Genomic DNA, 22,182 nt, shown 5'->3' with positions numbered 1-22,182 from the left:
TTTCGAACATGCCCCAGACCGCACCGGAGTGGTTCACCACACCCGCCACGCCGTTCCGCCCCGCCACCTACTGGTTCTGGCACCACCTGCCGGGAAGGGCAGAGATCGAGGCCGGCCTGGCATCCATCCGCGACGCGGGCTTCGGCACCGTGCTGGTCCAGGCGCGCATGGCCTATCCGCAGGCGGACTACCTGAACGCCGACTGGTGCACCGCCTGGGCACATGCTGCGCGGACGGCAAAGGCGATGGGCCTGACGGTCGGCATCTACGACGAATACAACTGGATGAGCGGCATGGCCGCGGGCCGCACCGTCGAAGGTCGCGACGACCTGCGCGAACGGCACCTCTTCTGGGTCACCGTCCCCGCCGGTGCAGGCACCGCCCGGCTTGGGGACATCCGCAGCGACTTCATCGGCGGCCTGGGCGAGGCCGGCATGAAATGGGTCTATGACGGCGGCCGTCCGGAATGGGGCGACTGGCAGATCGCGGCAGCCGTGACCGACGCGGGCCGGGACCTGACCGACCGGGCGACGCTGGCGGGCACGTCCGCCACCCACGCAAAGGTCGCGGTGCAGGCCGACGCACCGGTCCATGTCTTCGTGGCGGCCCGGTCCAGCACCTCGCGCATGATCAACTACCTTCTGCCCGAAGCGGCGGACCGGTTCACGCAGGTCGCCTATGCCCCCCACCGCGACGCGCTGGGGGCGGAAGAATTCGCCGAAACCGTCGCCTACATGTTCTTCGACCATCCCTATAACGGGTTCTACGTCTGGGACGGACTGACCGGTCCCGTCGGCGCCAGCCTGCTGTGGGATGAATCCTTCGGCGCGGCTCTGGCGGAGGCCGCGGGTTTGTCTCTGGCGCAGGCGCTGCTGCCGCTGGTGCAGGATGCGCCCGGCATGGACGTGCAACGCGGCGCGCTGTTCCGGCTGTACCAGGACCGGGCGAACGACGTCTTCTTCGGCACGCTTCGCCGCTGGTGCGATGCGGCCGGCGTCGGGCTGGCGGGCCACGAACTGCTGGCCCATGTCGGCGGATGGGGCCTGCATGACGGGTTCGGCCGGGTGGAAACGCGGGTCGCGCCGGGGATGGATTATTTCGCCGTCGACAAGTTCCGCACCGACACGACCGTCGACGCCTCGAACTTCGAACCGCAGCTGACGGCGCGGATGGGCGACAGCGTGGCCCGCGCCGCGGGGCGGTCGCGCTGCATCGTCGAACAATATGCCACCGGCCGCGGCCGCGGCGCGTCGAGCGCCGCCGGCCAATGGGGCCTGACGCTGGAAACGCTGCGCGCGCAGGCGCTGCGCCATACCCTGGCGGGCGCGCGGCAATTCCTGATGCACGCGGTCTGGCAGACCGATGGCTGGGACAACGATCCATCGGCCTTTTCCAACCCGCGCTTCGATTTCGCGCCTGGCATCAATTTCGAACCCTGGTATCCGCTCCACGCAGGTTTCGCCGCTGAACTGTCCCGCGTGTCGGCCTTCCTGGAAGGCGAGCCGCAGCACGCCGTGGCGCTGGTCTACCCCTTGGAGCATCTGCGCCGTCACGGCGGGGCCGGCGCGGCCAGTACGCTCTTCGGCGAACGGGCAAGGACCCTGACCGAGGCCGGGATCGGTTTCGACATTGTCGATGCCGCGCGCCTGGCGCAGGGCCGGGTCATGGACGGCGCGGTCGACATCGGCATCGACCGCTACAGCCGTCTTCTGACCGCCACCGACGACGCCCTACCGCACGGCCTTCCCACCGGCACCGTCGTCGGGCCGTCGGACGATCCCGATCTGCAGGCCCTGCGCGAGTTGTACCCGGGACCCACGGTCGTGGCCGTCGATGGCCTTCCCCTGTGGCAGAGGGCCGTGAAGGTCGGCGCTGACTGGCACCTTGCCGTCTTCAACGACGCGCTTGACCCGCGCACCGCGTCACTGACGCCCCCGAAGGGCGCCGGCGTCTGGTCGCTAACCCGTTTCGACGCCCGGGATGCGACCCTGGAACCGGCAGATGCCGGGCCGGGGGAAACGGCTCTGACTCTCGCTGCGAACCAGATCCTGTGCCTGCGCCTGTCGCCCGATGGCATGGCAGCGGGCACACTGAGGCTGGATGCCCCTATGCCGCAGATCGACCCCGGCCGGGCCATCGTGCTGCAGGATGGCTGGACGCTGGAGCTGGACGGCGGCGCCCCCGCGCCCATCGCCGTGGACCGCGGGTGGGAGCGGCAGGGTCGTCCCGTCGAACCCGGCACCGGGATCTATCGCCTGATCCTGATGCTGGACGATGCCCCGGCCGGACCGTGGCAGCTGGCGCTGCCCGGGGTCGCCACGACCTCGGCCCCGACCGTCAACGGGCAAGCCCTGGGCGAACGCGGCTGGTCGCCCCATATCCACGACATCCCCGAAGGCGTGCTGAACGCAGGCCCGAACCTGATCGAGATCACGGTCCGCGCCACCGCTGCCAATCGCTATTATGCCGGCACGCCTTTCCAGGACGCGCCAGAGCCCTGCGGCCTGACACAACCGCCGCGGATCGGGCCGGTGCAGGGCACGCGGTAAGGCGGACAATCCGGCCAGTTTCACGGGACGGCGCGCAGGCGCTCTGGACGCACGGGTGGTTCCCGCCCGTGCGATGCCAAAGCGCCACGCCTGACCGGAAAACCGTAGCAGATGGCCAAATTCCCGTAAAAGGCGAACATGCACAGTATATATGCATAGTACCAAGTGGTGCTAGTATCGTAGCCGGGCCATGCCCGGCGTCGTCATCCTGTTCCGAGCAAGCCAGAGCCTTGTGTGAAAACCCGTAAGGCACAGGCCCGTCCGGACCCGGCGGCGGCCTCACTAAAGAACTGTGACTGGTTTGTTAAGCTTTGCCTGTTTTCGTCTGTTTCCAGGACTTCATTTTCGTCTGTTTCCAGGACTTCATTCACGACCAAAGATCGGACTACCCGTGCCCAAGGATCTCACTCTCGCCCATGCCGGGCACGTCTCTCTCGTGGCAGTTCTGCTATCGACCACTGCGATCGCGCCGGCCTATGCCGGCTGCAGCTCGGACGGGAACGACCCGCAGTCGATCACCTGTACCGGCGACGTGGGGCCGGCCATATACAACAATTTCGACCCCGATGTCGTCTCGATCACCATCGAGTCGCTGACCGACGGGATGGTCGATGCCGAAGGGCACGATGCCTTTATCGAGCTGGGCCAGTCGGGCATTACCGCGGACCGGACGATTTCCGTCGACCTGGACAACGGCCACAGCCTGGACAGCAATTCCGGGGGGATCCTGTCGACGGTGTCGGGACCGGACGGAACCGACTACACCGGGTCCGAGAACGAACACTATGGCACTGCCAACGGCAAGGATGGCGGTGACGGCGGCAGCGGCGGATCGCTGACCGTCACCTTTTCGGGCGAGGAAGTCGACGGCAAGGGCGGGCTGATCCAGGCCGAGCAATATCCCCTGCTGGACCTGAACTATACCGGCGGTGCGGGCGGCGCGGGGCAGGAAGGACACTCCACCTCGGGCATCCACCAGGGCCATGGCGGCGACGGCGGCACAGGCGGCAAGGGCGGCGACATCACCGTCACGCTGAGCGAGGACGCCTATTTCGACGGGGTCATCACCCCGCTTCAGGACCATGCCGCGATCTCGATCCTGTCCACCGCCGGCGATGGCGGCGACGGCGGCGAAGGCCGGTCGAACGGGGCGCCTCCGGCCTATGGTGGCACCGGCGGGAACGGCGGCGATGGCGGCGACGTGAAGATGACCGCAGTGACCAGCCGCAACGACGTCACGACGAATGCCGGTCCCGGCATCCTGATGGCATCGCAGGGCGGCAATGCCGGCAACGGCGGCAAGGCCGAAACCTCGGGCGGGTCGCATCCGGGCGGCGGCGGCAGCGGCGGCAATGGCGGCGACGTGACCCTGGACTGGGGCGGGTCGATCACGACGACCGGCGACGACAATGCCGCCATTTTCGCCCAGACCTCGGGCGGGACGGAAGGGTCTCAGGGGGATTCCTCCGGCGTCTTCCACCATACCGACCCGGCCAAGTCCGGCGATCCGGGCGAGGCCGGCACGATCGACATCACCCTGCAGGGCGGCACCCTGTCGACGAGCGGCAATTCCGCCTTCGGCATCATGGCGCACAGCGTCGGCGGCAAGGGCAGTGACGGCACGAATGCCAGCGGCATCGTCTCTTACGGGTCCAGCGGCGGGTCGGGCGGCGCCGGCAACACGGTGACCGTCGGCCTGTCCGGCAGCACGGTCACCACGACCGGCCAGTCCGCCATCGGCGTGATCGCGTTGTCGGCCGGCGGCGGTGGCGGCACCGGCGGGTCGGCCAGCGGCATCGACGCCATCGGCGGCTATGGCGGCGGCGGCGGCAATGGTGGCGACGCCTCGCTAGCGCTGAGCCAGACGACCGTCACCACCGGCGGCATGTACGGCGACGGTGTCACCGTCCTCAGCGTCGGCGGCGGCGGCGGCAACTCGGGCGGAGCGACCGGCATCGTCAGTTCCGGCAGCAGCGCCGGCCCGGGCGGCGATGGCGCCACGGCGACCATGACCTCCAGCGGGTCCACCGTGAAAACCACCGGCGATGAAGCGGCAGCAATCGTCGTGGCCTCGGTCGGGGGGGGCGGTGGCAACTCGCACTCCACCCACGGGCTGGAGACATTCGGCGCCTCCGGCGGCGATGGCGGCAGCGGCGGCACGGCCAGCTATACCTCGAAGGCGCTGACCGACACGTCGACCAACACCACGACCGGCACGACCGTCAGCACCGCGGGGACCATGTCGGAAGGCGTCGTCGTCCTGTCCGCTGGCCGTGGCGGCGGCAAGGCCAGCTCGACCTTCTCGCTCAGCCTGTTCGGTGGCTGGCAGACCGGGGCGCAGGGCGCGTCCGGCGGCGATGGCGGCGACGTGTCGTTTACCATGGCGGACGAAGATTCGATCCAGACCCAGGGCATCCTTTCGGAAGGCTTTGCGGCCGTCTCCGTGGGCGGCAGCGGCGGCAAGAGCGGGTCGGTCGTGCAGATCGACGCCGTCAACGTCGACCCGGACCAGAAGATCCAAGTGACCAACGGCAGCACCGGTGGCGATGCCGGCAATGGAGGCGACATCACCGACAGCACGCTGGCCGGGACCATCGGCACCCAGGGCGACATGTCGGCCGGGGCGCTGGTCCTGTCGGTCGGCGGCGGCGGCGGTGCCGCCGGCAGCCAGACCACCGTCACGGTCGGCGTGAACCTGACCAACAGCACCGGCGCCGATGGCGGCACGGGCGGTGACGGCGGCACGGTCGATTTCGACAGCTCGGCCGCGATCACCACCCAGGGCCACCTGTCCGGCGGCATCATCGCGGCATCGGTCGGCGGCAGTGGTGGTCATTCCAGCAACGTCTTCAACGGCACGATCGGGTCGAACCTGTCCCTGCTGTCGGTGGGCGTGGCCCAGGGTGCGTCGGGCGGCGACGGCGGCAATGGCGGCGATGTCACTGTCGACAGCACCGGCAAGATCCAGACCGCCGGCAGCGGATCCGGCGGCATCACAGCCCTGTCCGTCGGCGGCGGCGGCGGCACCTCGGGCACCGTCGTGTCCAGCTCGCTGTCGCTGGGCAGCCTGGACATGAGCACCGGCGCAAGCGGCGGTGACGGCGGCACGGGCGGGAACGTGTCCCTGACCAACAGCGGCGACATAGATACCACGGGCCAGATCAGCGCCGGCCTTCTGGCGGTGTCGGTCGGTGGCGGCGGCGGCGTCGCGACGACCGCGGTGGACGGCTCGCTCTCGGCCTTCGACATCTCGGTGAACACCGGCGGCGGCGGCGGCGATGGCGGCAATTCCGGCACCGTGACCGTCGACAACTCGGGCGTCATCAGTACCTCGGGCAACCTGGGCATCGGCATCGCGGCGGTGTCGGTCGGCGGCGGCGGAGGCCATGGCGGCCTTTCGGGAGACTTTTCCGGCGGGGTCGTGTCGACGCAGATGGCGATGGGCGGCGGCGGAGGCGATGGCGGCACCGCCGAAGAGGTCAGCGTCACCAGCTCCAACAACATCACCACCACCGGCGACCTGGCGGCCGGCATCGCGGCAGTGTCGGTCGGCGGCAATGGCGGCACCGGCGGCCTGGCCGGCACGGGTTCAGCCGATGCGGGGCCGATTTCGGGCGGCATCGACATGTCGGTCGGCGGTGGCGGCGGCGCGGGCGGCACCAGCGGCGACGTGGTCGTCCACACCGACAGCGGCATCATCAACACCTCGGGTTACAAGTCCTTCGGCATCATCGCCGCCTCTGTCGGCGGTCACGGCGGGTCCGGCGGCATGACCTTCGCGGCCGCAGCCAACTTCTCGCAGGAAGGCTCCGGCAATTTCGAACTCTCCATCGGCGGGTCCGGCGGTGACGGCGGGCAAAGCGGCACGGTCGACGTGGAGAACCACGCCACGATCACCACCTCGGGCCACTATGCCAACGGCATCCAGACCCACACCGTGGGCGGCAACGGCGGCGACGGCGGGTCCAGCTTTTCCGGGTCCTTCACCGTGTCCACCGGCACCGATGTCAGCGCCCAGATCAATGTCGGCGGCGACGGCGCCACCGGCGGCACGGCCGATGACATCACGGTCAACAACTGGGGCAACATCACCACCACCGGCGGCAACGCCCACGCGATCTACATGAGCTCGGTCGGCGGCAGCGGCGGGTCCGGCGGGTCCGGCGTGTCCTACCTGGCCGATTTCGGCTCGACCAAGAACAGCAAGGCCTCGTTCTCGGCCGGGGTCCATGTCGGCGGGTCGGGCGGGTCCGGCAATACCGGCGGCGACGTGACGGGGACGAACTATGGCGCGCTCAGCACCGCGCAGGACACGTCCTATGGCATCTATGCCTATTCCATCGGTGGCAATGGCGGCGACGGTGGCAATGCCGGTGCCTTCACCATCGGCTACAAGTCGGAATCCGAGGGTTCCGAACCGATGGAATTCAACTACAGCTTCACCATCGGCGGCAGCGGCGGCGGCAGCGGCACGGGCGGCAAGGTGTCCGTGACGAACGAATCCGGCGGCAGCATCACGACCCAGGGCGTCGCGTCCTATGGCATGTTCGGCCAGTCCATCGGCGGCGATGGCGGCAATGGCGGCAACGGGGAACCGGATGCCGAAGGCTGGGTCGCCGACATCTACGACGCCTACGAGGACGTCAATTCGATCAAGGAACAGTACGAGCAGATCAAGAAGGCCAAGGAAGACATCAAGAGCCTGCTGACCAGCTTCTCGGTCGACATCGGCGGGACTGCGGGCGATGCCAGCCCCGGCGGCGACGTGACCATGGTCAATGACGGGTCGATCAGCACCTCGGGTGCCAGCGGCACCGGCATCTTCGCCCAGTCGACGGGCGGCGGCGGCGGCACCGGCGGCGACGGCTCGCAGGGGCTTCTGACCTCGGTCTCGGTCGCCGGGTCGGCCAAGGGCGGCGGCGACAGCGGCAATATCTCGATTACCAACAACGGCTCGATCTCGACCTCCGGCGACGGTGGCCTGGGGATCTATGCACAGGCGCTGGGTGGCGGCGGCGGCACCGCCGGCGACATCGAGGGCAGCATCGTCCACGAAATCACCGACCTGATCCAGACCGTCGGATCGCAGGCCTTCGACGACGACGATGGCGGCGACGGCGGCAATGGCGGGACCATCACGCTCAGCATGGGGTCTGGGTCGTCCATCACCACCACGGGCGAAAACGCACACGGCATCTGGGTCCAGTCCGCCGGCGGCGGCGGCGGTGCCGCGGGCAACCTGTCGAACGACAATGCCAGCGACGTCATCGGCAGCAACGGCAACCAGGGCGACAGCGGTTTCATCGACCTCGACATCGACGGCGACATCACCGTGTCGGGCACCGGGGCGCACGGCATCTTCGCGCAAAGTGCCTCGGGCGGGTTCGCGTCCAGCAGCTCTGGCGGGGTGCGCGTGACGGTATCCGGCAACGTCATCGCCAACGGCGACCAGGCCCGGGCCATCATGGTCCAGGCGGACGGCCAGAACTTCGACATCGGCAATTCCGGCACCTGTGCCCAGGACAGCGCCATGTGCGCCGGCACCTCGCATGTCTTCATCGACTCCGGCGCCACCGTCCGGAGCAGCAGCCAGAACGCCTATGCGACGGTATCCTTCCTGAGCGGGAGCCAGAAATTCAACAGCGACGGGTCGATCTATGCGTCGAACCTGCTGCAGAACGCCGGCTATCTCAATGCCCACTGGGGCAGCCGCCCGGCCATCGAAACCGACGGCACCGCATCGCTGCGGGTCCACAACATTTCCGGCGGAACGATCTATGGCTCGGTCGTTCTGACCGGCGGATACCAGACCTATACATCGTCGGTCCGGCACGAGTTCCATAACTATTCCGGCGCCACGTTCGATGCCGGCAACACGGTCAACCTGGGCAGCCAAGGCTACTATACCGGTGACGCGGGCGGCGTCATCTCGCCCATCGGGGACAAGAACATCGGGGTCGCGACCTTCTACCTGGGCGGCGGTTACTCCGAAGCCGGGACCTACAACTTCGACCTGACGCAAAACGCGGCCTCGGGCAGCACCCCGGCCGAGATCGTGCACGACATGATCAAGATCGAAGCCACGGAAGGCACCACGCCGACGGTCACGGTGTCGCCGGTCATCAACCCGATCTGGGAAACCGCACCGACGGAATCGTCGCTGATGTCGGGCACGGTGACCCTGGTCGAAAGCACGACGGCCCAGAACTTCGACGCCACCGGCGCCAAGGTCGCCAGCTCGCCGGCCGCCAGCTACACGGTCGCGGCCGACAACGCCAACGGCAAGCTCTCGCTCAGCTACTCGATCGACTATTCGGGGGCGTCCACGGGGGCCACGCTGAACGACAATGCGCAGGACTATGGCGCATATTTCTCGACGGCGCTTCTGGCCAGCGGTACCAGCGCCACGGCCGATCCATCCACGTCGGGGCGCCTGCAGGAACTGGGCGGCGACTACCTGAACGTGGGCTCGGCCGCCGAACTGGAACGCCGCTATCTGGAACATGTGCCAGAGGAAAGCCTGATCGGCACCTCGACCGCGGTCCGGTCGGCACTGCGGTTGCACGGCAACCTGAACAGCTGCCCGCGGCTGGACCCGGAATCGGGCGTCGACTTCCTGCACCAGCGCGACTGCGCCTGGTTCGAGGCGATCGGCAGCGACCTGACCCAGGATCAGACCGACGGCACGCCGTCCTATGACGAGAACGCCCGCGGCTTTGCCGGCGCGGTCCAGCGCGAAATCGGCGGCGACCTGTTCCTGGAACTGGGTGGCACCTATGAAACCGTGACCGTGAACGGCGACAACTTCACCCAGGACGGCAACCGTTATGCGCTGGGGGCCGCCCTGAAGAAGGAAATCGGCCGCTATACCCTGTCGACGGCGATTGCCGGCGGCGCCTACGGTTTCGACTACAACCGCGGTTATACCGTGACGGGCACGCCCTACAACGCGGCCTCGAACATCGACGGTCAGTTCCTGTCCTGGGAACTGCGCGCCACGGGCGTGTACCAGCAGGGCGGCGGCTTCTACCTGAAGCCCGCTGCCGCACTGACCGTGACCCGGGTCTGGCAGGACAGTTTCACCGAATCCGGGCCGGGATCGCTGAACTGGAAGGTCGACGGCGTGTCGCAGACCGCAGTTACCTTCACGCCTGCGGTCGAATTCGGGCGGGCCACTAGGATCAACGGCAAGGCGGCGCTTGGCTATCTGCAGGCCGGCGTGGCGATGTCGCTGACGGATCCCGACTTCTCGATGACCTCGACGCTGGTCGGCGCCGATACCGGGCTTGAACCCCTGCGCTCCAGCCTGGCGGGCGAACGCTATAACGGGAACCTTGCCGCGGGTTTCGACATCGACATGACCGACCGGCTGTCGCTGTCGATCAAGGCCGAGGCCGGCCTGACCAAAAGCAGCCACCTTGTCGGCGGCTCGCTGCGGCTGGAGTACCGGTTCTGACCGGGACCTGACCGCGAAATGGAAAGGGCGATCCGCGCAAACGGGTCGCCCTTTTCAATTGGGGCACACGCTTCCACCGGGTGCGGACCGGCCCGTCCGTCCCGTGCGGTCCCGGCAGCTTCGGCCTGTCGCCCACGACCGCGTCATGTCCGCCGCATTCGATGCGGTCGCCATCCCCGACCCCGCGGAAGCACACCGGGACCACCGACCAGATCGGCGCGAACCCACCCGCCGGGACAGCCGCCCTTTCGACAAGACGCGATCCCGTCCGACGCGCTATATGTCGCCACAGCCGGCCCCGCCCGCACGGGGGGCGACGTTCCACGAACCCGCGAAGGACATGCCGATGAGCACCAAGCTTACCCCCTTTCACCTGGCCTTTCCGGTCGACGACCTGGACGATGCGCGCCGCTTCTACGGCGAATTCCTTGGCTGTGCCGAGGGGCGCAGCTCGGACCAGTGGATCGACTTCGACTTCTTCGGCCACCAGATCGTCGCGCACCTGGCCCCCGGTCAGGCCGGCGACAGGGCCAATACCAAGGTCGACGGCCACGGTGTGCCGGTCCCCCATTTCGGCCTGGTGATGGAGATGGAGACCTGGAAGACCCTGGCCGAGCGCCTGACCGCTGCCGGGGTCGAATTCCAGATCCCGCCCGGCATCCGCTTTGCCGGTCAGCCGGGCGAGCAGGCGACGATGTTCTTCCGCGATCCGTCCGGCAACGCGCTGGAGATCAAGGCCTTCGCGGACATGTCGAGCCTCTTTGCCACCTGACCGAGGGCCTGCTTCCGTCCCTGCCCGCGGCCACAGGCAGGGTCGCGGGCCGACTACCCGTCCGAACATCCTGGCGGGTCACGCCCCGCGCAGATCGTCCAGATAGATCCGCACCGCATCCTGCACGTGGCGGAACCGGTCCCCACCCAGATGCTTGCCGCCGTACCAGCGGGTCACCACGATCAGGTGGTCCCGCAGGCCTTCGCGTTCCAGCATCCGCAGGATGACCATGCCGGCGCCGGATTCGCCGTCGTCGTTCTTCAGCGGCGCGTCGCGGCCCAGAAGCGCCCAGCTGTTGTGGGTCGCCTTGGCGAATTTCTTCCGGCGGCACAGTTCCTTGACGAAGGCCTTGGCCTCCTCCTCGGTTTTACAGGGCCCGCCCGAAACCGCATAGCGCGACCCCCGGTCCTTGATGACGCTTTCCAGCACTCGCATGGTGCTGCCTTAATCCATTTCGCCCGGGGACGCATCCGTCGTCGCACAAGCGCGGTGATCCGGTTTCGAGCCAGCGCGCCCCCCTCGTCCAGTGCCGAGACGCAGGTTTGATTCGCCGCAATCGGCTATATGGGGCAATTCCTTTGATTTACCCAATGCTGCATCGCAACGCAGAATTTCGGCAAAAAACAGAATTCTTTCAACCTTCCCCACACGCCGCATTGCGGCATAATTCAATTTTTAAGTCTTTGACCACAAAAGTTGACTCACAGTTTTCGCTATGCGACAGAATCGTTCCATAAGGCAGGAATAAACTGCTGCACAAATTAATTACCGCGTTCGCAAAGAACGCGTCTCCGTGACGCTTGGGAGGGCATTGCGGAGGTTCGTCCAGAACCACCCGGCGGGACCAACATCGCCGGACAAAAAAGATTGGGCCGCAAAACGGCCCGCAGGGAGGAAATGATGGAAGCCAGCCGGGAGCCGCCATTTTTGGCGTGTGATTTCAAGGCGTTCGAGCCCTGTCTGGCGACAGGGCCGTCAGAGGGATGCTGATCACTGACGGTCCCACTCCGGTCATTTCGATACAGGACATCACTGTCCAGTTCGGCGGCATCGTCGCCCTGGACGCAGTCGAATTCGACATCCGCGAAGGCGAGATCCTGGGTCTGATCGGCCCGAACGGCGCGGGAAAGACCACGCTGTTCAATTGCCTCAGCCGGCTTTACACCCCGACCGACGGCGATATCGCCTTTTTGGGGAATTCCATCCTGGGCCTTCCCGCAAACAAGATCGCGGGCCTTGGAATTGGGCGAACCTTCCAGAATGTCGCCTGTTTTGCCAATCTTTCGGTGCGGGACAATGTCCGGATCGGCGCGCATTCCGACAGCCGGTCCGACCCCTTGTCGGATGCGCTGCGCCTGCCCTGGGTCCGGCGCGAGGAACAGAAGATCGACGCGGTGACGGCCGACCTTCTGGGTTGGCTGGACCTGGGCGACGTGGCCGAGCTGCCGGTGGGCGGCCTGCCCTTCGGGACCCAGAAACGCGTCGAACTGGCCCGCGCCCTGGCCAGCGATCCCAAGCTTCTGTTGCTGGACGAGCCCGCCTGCGGCCTGAACCACGACGAGGTGCAGGAACTGGAGACGATCATCCGCCGCATCCGCGACGAACGCGGCGTGACGGTCCTTCTGGTCGAACATCACATGTCGCTGGTGATGTCCGTGTCGGACCGGGTCGTCGTCCTGAACTTCGGCAGGAAGATCGCCGAGGGCACGCCGGAGGAGGTTCAGAAGAACCCCGACGTCGTCGCGGCCTATCTGGGGGACGGACATTGAGCGCGCTTCTGAAGGTCGAGAACCTGACAGCCTCGTACGGCGAGCTTCAGGTGCTGCGGGACATGAGTTTCGAGGTCGAACAGGGCGGCGTCACCACCCTGCTCGGGGCCAACGGCGCGGGCAAGACCACCACGCTGCGGGCGATCTGCGGCATGGTCCGCCGGTCGGGCAGGATCGTGCTGGACGGTCAGGACATCTCGCGCAGGGCGACCGAGGACATCGTGCGGCTGGGCGTGGCTCATGTCCCTGACGGGCGCGGCACATTCACCACGCTGACCACCGAGGAGAACCTGCACCTGGGTGCGATGGCCCGGCCGAACAACAAGGCCGAGATCGAGGCCGACATCCAGAAGTGTTTTGAGTTCTTCCCGCGCCTGAAGGAACGCCGGAACCAGCAGGCTGGCACGCTGTCGGGCGGGGAACAGCAGATGCTGGCCATCGCCCGCGCCCTGATGCTGCGGCCCAAGCTGATGCTGCTGGACGAACCGTCCTTCGGCCTGGCGCCCCTGATCACGCGGCAGATCTTCGATATCCTGGCCGACCTCACCAAGGAGACGGGGACGTCGATGCTGGTGGTGGAACAGAACGCCTCGCTGGCCTTGGAACTGGCCGACCACGCCTACCTGATCGAAACCGGCAGCATCGTGATGTCGGGATCGTCCGCCGCCGTGCGCGAAGACGAAAGCGTCCGCGCTTCGTACCTTGGATACTGAGAGGGACCATGGAACTGTTTCTTCAACAGGTCGTCTCGGGGATTTCCACCGGTGCGATCTATGCCTGCATGGCGCTGGCGGTGGTGATGATCTACCAGGCGATCCACCACCTGAATTTCGCCCAGGGCGAGATGGCGATGTTTTCGACCTACATCGCCTGGCAACTGATGGCCTGGGGCCTGCCCTGGGGGCTGGCGCTGCCGCTGGCGGTGATCCTGTCGTTCTTCGGCGGCTTCGCGATCGAACGGATCGTCTTCAAGCCGATCCAGAACGCGCCGGTCCTGTCCCATATCGTGATCTTCATTGCGCTGTTTTCGATCTTCAATTCGCTGGCAGGATTCATCTGGGACTTCACCATCAAGTCGGTGGCCAGCCCCTTCGGCGAAGGTCCCTTCATGGGGTCGACCCTTCTGGGCAAGCACCAGGCCGGCATGATCGCGGTCACGCTGGTGATGCTGGCCATGCTCTGGGCCTTCTTCCAGTTCACCCGCGTGGGCCTGGCCATGCGTGCGGCGGCAGCCAATCCCGAAAGTGCGCGGCTGGTGGGCATCCGGGTCGAAACGATGACCGCGCTTGGCTGGGGCATGGCGTCGGCCATCGGCGCGGTGGCGGGCATCCTGATCGCTCCGGTCGTGTTCCTGGAACCCAACATGATGCTGTCGATCCTGCTTTACGGATTTGCCGGCGCCGTCCTGGGCGGGCTGACCAACCCCCTGGGTGCTGTTGTCGGCGGCTTTCTGGTCGGCATCATCGAGAACCTGGCCGGAACCTATCTGGGCGATGTCGGGGCCGAACTGAAGCTGTCGATCGCCCTGGCGCTGATCATCGTCGTGCTGGTGATGAAACCCGAAGGGCTCTTTGGCCGCAAAATCGTGCAGAGGGTCTGACATGACGGATATCGCGCATACCGATCACCGGAATCCCGGTCTGACCGCCCCGGCCTACCGCCCGGCCGATGCGCCGCGACGAAGGCTGTTGTCGGGGGGCAATATCGTCACCCTTCTGGTGCTGGCGCTGCTGATCTCGATCCCGATCTATTCCAAGGGGTTCTTCGTCTTCCAGATGACGCAGATGCTGGTCTATGCAATCGCGGTTCTGGGGCTGAACCTTCTAACCGGCATCAACGGCCAGTTTTCCCTTGGACATTCCGCCTTCTATGCCATCGGCGCCTATACCTGCGCAATCCTGGTGGAACTGGGCGGCGTGAACTACATGCTGACGATCCCGATTGCGGGCATCGTGGCCTTCGGCTTCGGCTTCCTCTTCGCTTTCCCGGCGCTGCGGCTTGAAGGGCTTTACCTGGCGCTGGCCACTTTCGCGCTGGCGGTGGCCACGCCGCAGCTTTTGAAGCTGCATGCGATCGAACAGTGGACCGGCGGCGTGCAGGGCATCGTGATGTTCCAGGACACCTTCGACGTGCCCGTACCCTTCGGGCTGGACATGGATCCCGGTGTCTGGACCTTCTACCTCACGCTGTTCGTCTTCGCGGTGGTCTACGTACTGGCGATGGCGCTGGTCAAAAGCCGCACCGGCCGGGCGATGATGGCGATCCGCGACAACCCGATTGCGGCGCGGTCGATGGGGATCAGCCTGCCCTACTACAAGGCCACGGCCTTCGGCGTCAGCGCGCTGGTGACGGGGATCGCGGGCGCACTGAATGCCATCGTCATCAAGTTCGTGGCGCCCGACAGCTTCACCTTCTTCTTCGCCATCCTGATCCTGGTCGGCATGGTGATCGGCGGGGTGGGCTGGCTGCAGGGCTGCCTGATCGGCGGGCTGGCGATGTTGTACCTGCCTAATATCGCCGAGATCTTCGACAACGTCGTCCTGTGGTTTGCGGGTCTCTTCGGCTTCGCCGACCTCCTGCCGTCCGGCAATGCGTTGCAACAGCAGTTCATACGCCTGTCCGGGGTCATTTACGGCGTGATCCTCGTGCTTTTCATCTACGTGGCCCCTTCGGGTGCGGGCGGTTTGATCCGCGCCATCGTCAGCCGGGTGAAGCGGCTGACATCCTGAACAATAAGAACCAAAGGGAGGAAACTATGGAACTGATGCGTACCAAGCTGATGGCAGCCTGTGCGGTTCTCGCCATCTCGACCACGGCCGCGGCCGCCGGGACCACGGTCAAGATCGGCAGCACCAACGCCTATTCCGGCCCCGCCTCGGCCTATGGGCAGATCGGGCAGACCAGCGCGGCCTGTTTCAACTGGGCCAACGACAACAAGATCCTGGGCGAGGACACGATCGAGTTCATTCCGCTGGATGACGGTTACTCGCCGCCCAAGACGGTGGAACAGACCCGCAAGCTGGTGGAACGCGACGAGGTCGTGCTGACCTTCCAGCAACTGGGCACGCCGACCAATTCGGCGATCCACAAGTACATGAACGCCAAGAAGGTGCCGCACCTGTTCCTTGCAACCGGCGCGTCGAAATGGGGCGATCCCGAAAACTTCCCCTGGACCATGGGCTGGCAGCCCCCCTATCCGACCGAGGGCGAGATCTATGGCAAGTACCTGATCGCCAACAAGCCGGACGCCAAGGTCGCGATCCTTTACCAGAACGACGACTACGGCAAGGACTACCTGAACGGGTTCAAGAAGGGCCTGGGCGACAAGGCGGACGAGATGATCGTGGCCGAAACGCCCTATGAAGTGGCCGACCCGACTGTCGACAGCGCCATCATCTCGTTCAAGTCCTCGGGCGCCGACACGTTCTTCAACATTGCCACGCCAAAATTCGCCGCCCAGGCGATCCGCAAAGCGGACGAGATCGGCTGGAAGCCGCTGCACTTCCTGAACTCGGTCTCGAACTCCGTCGGCGCGGTCCTGAAGCCGGCCGGGCTGGAGGCCAGCCAGGACATCATCTCGTCCGGCTACCTGATGGACCCGACCGATCCGGAATGGCAGGACCATCCGGAGTTCAAGGACTGGCTTGCCTTCATGGACAAGTACTATCCCGATGGCGACAAGACCTCGAGCTTCACCGTGCTGGGATGGGCGTCGTGCCAGACGATGCTGGACGTGCTGAAGCGCGCCGAGGGCGATTACAGCCGCGACAACATCATGGAAAAGGCAGCGTCGATCCACGAACTGCGGGTGCCGCTGCTGCTGCCGGGCATCCTGATCGACACGTCGCCGACCGACTACTACCCGATCGAGGCCGAGCAGCTGATGCGCTTCACCGGCGAAGGCTGGGAACGCTTCGGCGACATCATCTCGGCCGAAAGCGAATAAGCCGGCATTGAGCCCGGCATGCGGCCGCCCCTGCCGGGCGGCCGTTTTGCGTTCCCCGCCGCCCTTTCAGCCCCGGACCTCTGCAATGTCCCTGGCTATCCGATGGCCTTGCAAGGCACGCCATTGCCCACAATAGTGCGGGCTCAAAGGACATTCCGGTCCTTCCTCAGACCAAGGACGCCGCCGTGCCCCAGCTTTTTCCGACCGCTTCCCTTTCGGCCATGATTCTGGCAACCGCGCTGGCCCTGCCCGGCCGCGCCCAGGCGCAGGAGCCGGACTCCCGCTCGGAGACCTATGGCCAGTGGACGGTGCAATGCGAAACGACCGAAACGGCCCAGCAATGCTGGATGGCCCAGCAGGTTCGCGACGACAACGGCAACCGGCTGGTGCAGCTTGAGGTGGGTATCCTCGGCGACCAGCCTCGGATGGTCCTGATCGCACCCTTCGGTCTGCTTCTCGCCGAAGGCGCGGGCCTTGTCATCGACGGTACACCACTGCAGACACTGTCCGTCCGGACCTGCCTGCCGGCCGGATGCCTGTTCAATGCCGAACCTGACGCGGCCTTCCTTGGTGCCTTCCGCGAGGGCGAGACGCTGACGATCCGCCTGGTCGCCGTCGAAGGCAGCACGCCCTTCAATGTCGAGCTTGGCCTGGCCGGCTTCGCCGGGGCCTATGACCGTCTGAGTGCCCTTGTCGCCGACTGATCGCGGCTGACTGTCCGGACGGCGCGCAACGTCATCTGCCCCGCCGGACAGGCGGGCGGCACGCCTTTTTGCATGACGGGACGAACCCTGCTCCACCCGCCGGTTCTCCCCCTTCCCACCACGGTGGAAAGGCGCGGCCGGTCAGACCTTGGGCGCCTTGATCCGCAGGAAGTAAATGAACAGCGCCGTCATCAGATAGAGCCCGATGCTGATCGGGTTGGTCACGAAGGCCAGCACATCGCCGTTCGAGGTGATCAGCGTCCGGCGCATGTAAAGTTCAAGATAGGGCCCCAGGATGATCCCCATCAGCATGGGCACCAGCGGATAGGCCATCAGCCGCAAGAGCCAGGCGAAGACGCCGATGGCCAGCGCCATCCACATCTGGAACACCGAATAGGTCGAGGCATAGGTGCCCACCATCGCGATCATGCCGATGAAGGCGTAAAGCACGCCCCGGTTCATCCGCGCCAGCCAGATGTAGTAGGGCCCGAAGACCAGCACCGACAGGAAGACGAAGACGGCGGCGACCATCAGGGCCGCGAACATGGGCGCGATCGTCGCCATTTCATTCGTCAGCAGGCCCGGACCGGGGACCAGCCCGTGGATCAGCAGCACGCCGAAGATGATAGCGGTGACGGAATCGCCCGGGATGCCCAATGTCAGCAGCGGCACCACCGCGCCCCCGCACATGGCGTTGTTGGCGGTTTCCGCCGCGGCCAGCCCTTCGTGGGATCCGTTGCCGTATTCCTCGGGCTTCTTCGAGACACGCTTGGCTTCCGCATAGGCCACGAAGGACGCCATCGAGGCGCCGCCGCCCGGCAGCATCCCGATCAGCACCCCGATGACCGAACTTTTGACATAGGTCCAGAAACCGATGTCCCGCACGTCCTTCCAGTCGGGCCAGAAATCGCGATGCCGCACGTTGAAGGCGGGCATGTCGGCGATGGGACGGGCCTTGGCCCCGCCCTGCAGGAACAGTTCGCAGATCGCGAAAAGCCCGATGACGGCAGGCAGAAGCTGCACGCCTTCGATCAGGTTGGCGCTGCCGAAATCGAACCGGCCCTGCGCGACCATGTTGTCGAAGCCCACGGTCGAGATCATCAGGCCCATAGACACGGTGACCAGGCTTTTCCAGATCGATCCCTTGGCCACGATGACCACCGTGACGACCGCCATGAAGACCAGCGCGAACTTGTCGGGCGTACGGAACATCAGGGCGAATTCGCTCATGGGGGCGGCCACGAACATCAGGACCGCGGCCCCCAGCACCCCCCCGATGGAGGAAGCCAGCGCATCGAGGCTGAGCGCCTTGGCCCCGTGCCCGCGCTTCATCAGCGCGTAGCCTTCCATCGTCGTGATCGCACCGGATGCCGCGCCGGGAATGTTCACCGTGATGCCGGTGACGGATCCGGCATAGATGCCCGACATGAAGATCGCCATGACCATGACCAGCGCGTTGGTCAGTTCCATCGCAAAGGTGAAGGGCAGAAGCAGCGCGATGGCCAGCGTCGCGGTCAGGCCCGGGATGGCGCCGAAGACCAGCCCCATCAGGAAGCCGCCGACGAGGTAGAGAAAGGTTTCCGGGTTGGCGAGAGCCGCGAACCCGCCCATCAGGTCGGCAAACATCAGTAATACCCCGACGGCAGGAACAGATCGAAGAGCGTGACGAAGAACAGCCAGCCGGTCCCGGTGATCCCGGCCGAGATCACGGCAGAGGTCAGGATCGCCTTCAGGGGGCCCAGCCGCTCCTGCTCGAACAGCCAGGCCACGCCGAAGGCATAGCCCAGCGTGGCATAGAGATAGCCCAGCGGCTCGAACGCCCAGGCGAAGCCGCCGGTCAGCACGATCAGCGCGATGGTGCGCAGGCCAAAATTGGCGTCCTCGTCCTCTTCATGATGGGCGGTCCCGCGCAGTTCCTGCACCAGTACGCCCAGGGCGCCGATGCCAAGGGTGGCGACCAGGACCAGGGGCATCAGCGACGGACCCGGTTCGCCCCTGGCGAAGGGCAGCGGCAGCAGCAGGGCCTGCTGAAGATAGGCCATGTCCAGCGCAAGGATCAGAAGCGCAAACAGCGCCTGGCGAGTCATCGACAATGGAAGCGCCTCTTGTCCGTCGTTCGTTCAATGGTGAACCCGGCCGTCGGGCACGGCCGGGTTGCAGGGTCCAAGCTTATCCGACAGGCCGGATTATTCCAGCACGCCTTCCGCCTTCAGACGGTCCAGAAGCGCCAGGGCGCGGGTCTGGGTGCGTGCGACATAGGCTTCGGTTTCCTCGCCATCCATCCAGTAGGCGTTCATGCCTGTTGCGGCGGCTTTTTCCTGGAACTCGGGGTTGTCGAAGGCGGCCTTCAGGCCGGCGACCAGAGTAGCCTTGACGTCGTCCGGTGTATCGGCCGGCACGGCCAGGACGCGCATGCCGCCCCAGATCACATCATAGCCCAGTTCGGTGAAGGTCGGCACGTCCGGCAGGCTGGGATCGCGTTCCGACCCCATCACGGCCAGGACCTTGACCTGCCCTGCTTCGGCAGCGGATGCGACGGTCGCGTAGCTCAGGCTGGCGGCGTCGTTCTCGCCCGAGATCAGCGCCTCGCGCTGTTCCGCCGACCCGTTCGGGAAAGGCACGTGGTTCAGCGTCACGCCCAGCTGGTCGGCCATGTCCAGCGCGTGCAGGTGCCAGATGCCGCCGATGCCGGAATCCGACACCGTGACCTCGCCCGGGTTTTCTTTTGCGGCCGCGATGAAGTCGTCCAGCGTTTCCCAGCCGGTGTCGGCATTCACCGCCAGCACGGTCGGGTACAGCGTCACGTTGGCGAGGTAGCTGAGCGAGTCGGTGTCGTAGCCCGGCACCAGGTTCTTGTAGGGAACCGTGATCATGCTGTCCCAGGTCAGCGAACCGATGGTGTAGCCATCGGGGCGCGACTTCATCAGGCGCAGCGTGCCCACGCCCGACTGTGCGCCGGTCACGTTCTGGGTACGGATGCCAACGCCCAGCGGTTCCTCGGCATATTGCAGGAAGGTCCGCATCACTGTGTCGGTGCCGCCGCCCGCGCTCCACGGCATGATGTGGGTAATGTCCTTGGTCGGGAAATCCTGGGCATTGGCGGCAATCGTGCCGGCGACAAGAACCGCGACACCAGTCAAGGCGGTGCGAAGACCCTTAGCGAAAGTCATGTCTAGACCTCTCTGTTGCGTGTTGCGGCGCCCGAAACCTGCGGGTCCGCCATGTCGTGACCTGCCTGCCGCGGCAGGATTCATCTTGTATACATAACAATATACAGGTGAGAGTGCATTGCAACGGTTTTTGCCGCAGCGCAATATGGCCGCCATTCGACGACCGGAGATCCCGATGAACCGACCCAACCAGCCCGGCCCGAACCAGGTCGTCCTGGACCATTCCGGACATTTCGTGGCCGACGCCGACGCCGCGCGCGCGGCGCTGGACCGGCTGGGGTTCACCGTAACGCCGCTGTCGGCACAGGTGCAGCCGGATACGGATACGGGCGAGATGAAGCTGACCGGCACCGGCAATATTTGCGTCATGCTGCCCGCCGGCTATCTGGAAGTGCTGGTTCACACTGCCGATACCCCGATCGGGCGCGAATTCAAGGCCGCCCTCGACCGGCGCGCGGGCCTGCACCTTGCGGCCTTCGGCCTGCACGATACCGCGGCGCGTCATGCCCAACTGGTGACGGCGGGCCTAGACATGCGCCCGCTGGTCCATTTCTCGCGCGATGTGGAAACCGACAGCGGGGTCGAGACGGCAGCCTTCACCGTCGCCCGACTGGCCGCCGGCATCATGCCCGAAGGCAGGGTGCAAAGCCTGACCCACCACAACGTGCCCGCCCTGTGGCAGCCGCGCTGGACCACGCATGCCAACGGGGCGCAGTCGCTGAACGCCATTGTGCTGTCCGCGCCCGATCCGGCGGAAAGTGCGGCGCGGTTTTCCCGATTCCTGGGCCGCCCTGTGCAGGACCATGGCCCGGGCCTGCACATCGTACTGGACCGCGGCACGCTGGAGTTCCTGCCGGAAGGCGTCGCGACCGACCTCGTGGGCCATGCCGTCGACCCCGGCCGGCCCTGCTTCGTGGGCCTGCGGATCGGGATTGCGGATCTTGCTGCCCTGCCCGCCGATCCTGCCGCGCGATGGGTGGAGGGGTCGCTGGTCCTGCCCTTCGATCCGGCGCTGGGATCCGGTGTCTGGCTGTTCCATGCGGCCTGAGCCGCTCACGCAGGCGCGAAGCGCCGGGGCCGCAGCCCCGCATGAAACCAGGTGACCATGGAATAGATGTCGTAGACCGGCAGCCCCGTCGCCGCCTGCACCGCAGCGCTGTAGGGCGACATGTTCGTGCATTCCAGCACGATGGCACCCACGTCGGGGTGCGCGGCCACCAGCGCCCTTGCCGCGGCGACAACGTCGGCGCAGGCCAGCGCCAGGTCCAGATCGTCCTTTTCCGCCTTGATGATGGTGCGGAAGAACTCCGTCCCGCCCTCGGTCCCGGTGACGGGCGTGTCCAGCGGCACGCCAATCCCGTCCAGATGCGCGGGCGTCAGCCCGGCGGCATTGATCGTCACGATCCCGGGCCGCTTGCCCGGCGGCAGCGTCGCCTGCACCCAGGGCACCTGCATCATCGACGACGTGGCCACCGGTACGCCCACCGCCGCCGCCAGTTCCCGCTGGTAGATCGACAGGAAGCCGCAATTGGTGGTGATCGCCTCGGCTCCCAGGTCGACCAGGTCGCGGGCCGCATCGATGAAATCGCCCAAGAGTCCCCGCGCGCCGTCGCAGACGACACGGTCCGGGCTGGCGCCGCGGACGATGCGGTAGATCACCGGAAAGGGCCATGTCCCTGCATGACCCATCTCGCCATGGATCCGGGCAAAACGCGCCTCCAGCATCAGGATCCCCAGCGGCGCGCCGTAAAGCGCCTTGCCACCGCGGGCGACGTTTTCGCCCGGGGCGCCAAAGGGGCGGACGGGATCGGTCATG

Annotated in this window: 15 protein-coding genes; 10 read left to right on the top strand and 5 right to left on the bottom strand. The window is 66.2% G+C overall.

The genetic code is table 11. From position 1 onward, the window contains the following. Window positions 1–8: 8 nt before the first annotated feature. From FQK05_RS20755 to FQK05_RS20745, 3 genes are all read left to right on the top strand, one after another. Window positions 9–2,549, top strand: coding sequence for a carbohydrate-binding protein (locus tag FQK05_RS20755; protein ID WP_158970492.1), 2,541 nt, complete (start codon window positions 9–11; stop codon window positions 2,547–2,549). Between the two features lie 391 nt (window positions 2,550–2,940). Continuing rightward, entirely contained in the window at window positions 2,941–10,005 is a 7,065-nt protein-coding gene (locus tag FQK05_RS20750; protein ID WP_158970490.1) for an autotransporter outer membrane beta-barrel domain-containing protein, read from the top strand. A gap of 346 nt (window positions 10,006–10,351) precedes the next feature. Continuing rightward, window positions 10,352–10,777 (top strand): VOC family protein, encoded by a 426-nt coding sequence (locus FQK05_RS20745; RefSeq protein ID WP_199252728.1) that lies wholly within the window; start codon window positions 10,352–10,354, stop codon window positions 10,775–10,777. A 78-nt stretch (window positions 10,778–10,855) separates the two neighbouring features. Here the strand turns inward: FQK05_RS20745 and FQK05_RS20740 are convergent, their stop codons facing one another. Continuing rightward, the gene (locus FQK05_RS20740; protein ID WP_158970486.1) at window positions 10,856–11,212 is read right to left on the bottom strand and encodes a YigZ family protein; all 357 of its coding nucleotides are present in this window, start codon (window positions 11,210–11,212) and stop codon (window positions 10,856–10,858) included. 548 nt (window positions 11,213–11,760) lie between these two features. Between FQK05_RS20740 and FQK05_RS20735 the strand changes: the two genes are divergently transcribed. From FQK05_RS20735 to FQK05_RS20710, 6 genes are all read left to right on the top strand, one after another. Then, window positions 11,761–12,546: an ABC transporter ATP-binding protein gene (locus FQK05_RS20735; RefSeq protein ID WP_158970484.1), complete on the top strand. Its 786-nt coding sequence runs from the start codon at window positions 11,761–11,763 to the stop codon at window positions 12,544–12,546. Beyond that, window positions 12,543–13,259 (top strand): ABC transporter ATP-binding protein, encoded by a 717-nt coding sequence (locus tag FQK05_RS20730; RefSeq protein WP_158970482.1) that lies wholly within the window; start codon window positions 12,543–12,545, stop codon window positions 13,257–13,259. Before FQK05_RS20735 ends, FQK05_RS20730 begins: the two co-directional genes overlap by 4 nt. An 8-nt stretch (window positions 13,260–13,267) precedes the next feature. After that, the gene (locus tag FQK05_RS20725; protein ID WP_158970480.1) at window positions 13,268–14,146 is read left to right on the top strand and encodes a branched-chain amino acid ABC transporter permease; all 879 of its coding nucleotides are present in this window, start codon (window positions 13,268–13,270) and stop codon (window positions 14,144–14,146) included. Window position 14,147: 1 nt separating this feature from the next. After that, window positions 14,148–15,275, top strand: a complete 1,128-nt coding sequence (locus tag FQK05_RS20720) for a branched-chain amino acid ABC transporter permease (RefSeq protein ID WP_158970478.1) — start codon at window positions 14,148–14,150, stop codon at window positions 15,273–15,275. A 26-nt stretch (window positions 15,276–15,301) separates the two neighbouring features. Beyond that, window positions 15,302–16,492, top strand: coding sequence for an ABC transporter substrate-binding protein (locus FQK05_RS20715; protein ID WP_158970476.1), 1,191 nt, complete (start codon window positions 15,302–15,304; stop codon window positions 16,490–16,492). A 185-nt stretch (window positions 16,493–16,677) separates the two neighbouring features. Beyond that, window positions 16,678–17,196: an invasion associated locus B family protein gene (locus FQK05_RS20710; protein WP_158970474.1), complete on the top strand. Its 519-nt coding sequence runs from the start codon at window positions 16,678–16,680 to the stop codon at window positions 17,194–17,196. A gap of 141 nt (window positions 17,197–17,337) precedes the next feature. On the opposite strand, the gene FQK05_RS20705 is transcribed toward FQK05_RS20710, so the two are convergent. The 3 genes from FQK05_RS20705 to FQK05_RS20695 all read right to left on the bottom strand — a co-directional run bounded on the left by FQK05_RS20705 (window position 17,338) and on the right by FQK05_RS20695 (window position 20,366). Continuing rightward, on the bottom strand, window positions 17,338–18,822 hold the full coding sequence (locus tag FQK05_RS20705; RefSeq protein ID WP_158970472.1) for a tripartite tricarboxylate transporter permease: 1,485 nt from the start codon (window positions 18,820–18,822) through the stop codon (window positions 17,338–17,340). Further along, window positions 18,822–19,283 (bottom strand): tripartite tricarboxylate transporter TctB family protein, encoded by a 462-nt coding sequence (locus FQK05_RS20700; RefSeq protein WP_233270618.1) that lies wholly within the window; start codon window positions 19,281–19,283, stop codon window positions 18,822–18,824. Before FQK05_RS20700 ends, FQK05_RS20705 begins: the two co-directional genes overlap by 1 nt. Before the next feature lie 99 nt (window positions 19,284–19,382). Next, window positions 19,383–20,366, bottom strand: coding sequence for a Bug family tripartite tricarboxylate transporter substrate binding protein (locus tag FQK05_RS20695; RefSeq protein WP_158970468.1), 984 nt, complete (start codon window positions 20,364–20,366; stop codon window positions 19,383–19,385). Window positions 20,367–20,541: 175 nt separating this feature from the next. Here FQK05_RS20695 and FQK05_RS20690 point away from each other — a divergent pair, with 175 nt between their 5' ends. Continuing rightward, entirely contained in the window at window positions 20,542–21,414 is an 873-nt protein-coding gene (locus FQK05_RS20690; protein ID WP_158970466.1) for a VOC family protein, read from the top strand. Window positions 21,415–21,419: 5 nt separating this feature from the next. Here the strand turns inward: FQK05_RS20690 and FQK05_RS20685 are convergent, their stop codons facing one another. Beyond that, window positions 21,420–22,181, bottom strand: a complete 762-nt coding sequence (locus FQK05_RS20685) for an aspartate/glutamate racemase family protein (RefSeq protein WP_158970464.1) — start codon at window positions 22,179–22,181, stop codon at window positions 21,420–21,422. Window position 22,182: the final 1 nt, after the last annotated feature.

The sequence above is a fragment of the Chachezhania sediminis genome (assembly GCF_009765275.1).
Classification (GTDB): Bacteria; Pseudomonadota; Alphaproteobacteria; order Rhodobacterales; family Rhodobacteraceae; genus Chachezhania; species Chachezhania sediminis.
The sequence above is the reverse complement of the archived record's forward strand: the minus strand, read 5'-3'. Positions and strand labels throughout refer to the sequence as shown.

What these genes read in the sequence shown, in the direction of transcription:
- FQK05_RS20755 (WP_158970492.1), top strand. Translation starts at nt 9, where the DNA reads ATGCCCCAGACCGCACCGGAGTGGTTCACCACACCCGCCACGCCGTTC.
- FQK05_RS20745 (WP_199252728.1), top strand. Translation starts at nt 10,352, where the DNA reads ATGAGCACCAAGCTTACCCCCTTTCACCTGGCCTTTCCGGTCGACGAC.
- FQK05_RS20740 (WP_158970486.1), bottom strand. Translation starts at nt 11,212, where the DNA reads ATGCGAGTGCTGGAAAGCGTCATCAAGGACCGGGGGTCGCGCTATGCG.
- FQK05_RS20735 (WP_158970484.1), top strand. Translation starts at nt 11,761, where the DNA reads ATGCTGATCACTGACGGTCCCACTCCGGTCATTTCGATACAGGACATC.
- FQK05_RS20725 (WP_158970480.1), top strand. Translation starts at nt 13,268, where the DNA reads ATGGAACTGTTTCTTCAACAGGTCGTCTCGGGGATTTCCACCGGTGCG.
- FQK05_RS20720 (WP_158970478.1), top strand. Translation starts at nt 14,148, where the DNA reads ATGACGGATATCGCGCATACCGATCACCGGAATCCCGGTCTGACCGCC.
- FQK05_RS20715 (WP_158970476.1), top strand. Translation starts at nt 15,302, where the DNA reads ATGGAACTGATGCGTACCAAGCTGATGGCAGCCTGTGCGGTTCTCGCC.
- FQK05_RS20705 (WP_158970472.1), bottom strand. Translation starts at nt 18,822, where the DNA reads ATGTTTGCCGACCTGATGGGCGGGTTCGCGGCTCTCGCCAACCCGGAA.
- FQK05_RS20700 (WP_233270618.1), bottom strand. Translation starts at nt 19,283, where the DNA reads ATGACTCGCCAGGCGCTGTTTGCGCTTCTGATCCTTGCGCTGGACATG.
- FQK05_RS20695 (WP_158970468.1), bottom strand. Translation starts at nt 20,366, where the DNA reads ATGACTTTCGCTAAGGGTCTTCGCACCGCCTTGACTGGTGTCGCGGTT.
- FQK05_RS20690 (WP_158970466.1), top strand. Translation starts at nt 20,542, where the DNA reads ATGAACCGACCCAACCAGCCCGGCCCGAACCAGGTCGTCCTGGACCAT.
- FQK05_RS20685 (WP_158970464.1), bottom strand. Translation starts at nt 22,181, where the DNA reads ATGACCGATCCCGTCCGCCCCTTTGGCGCCCCGGGCGAAAACGTCGCC.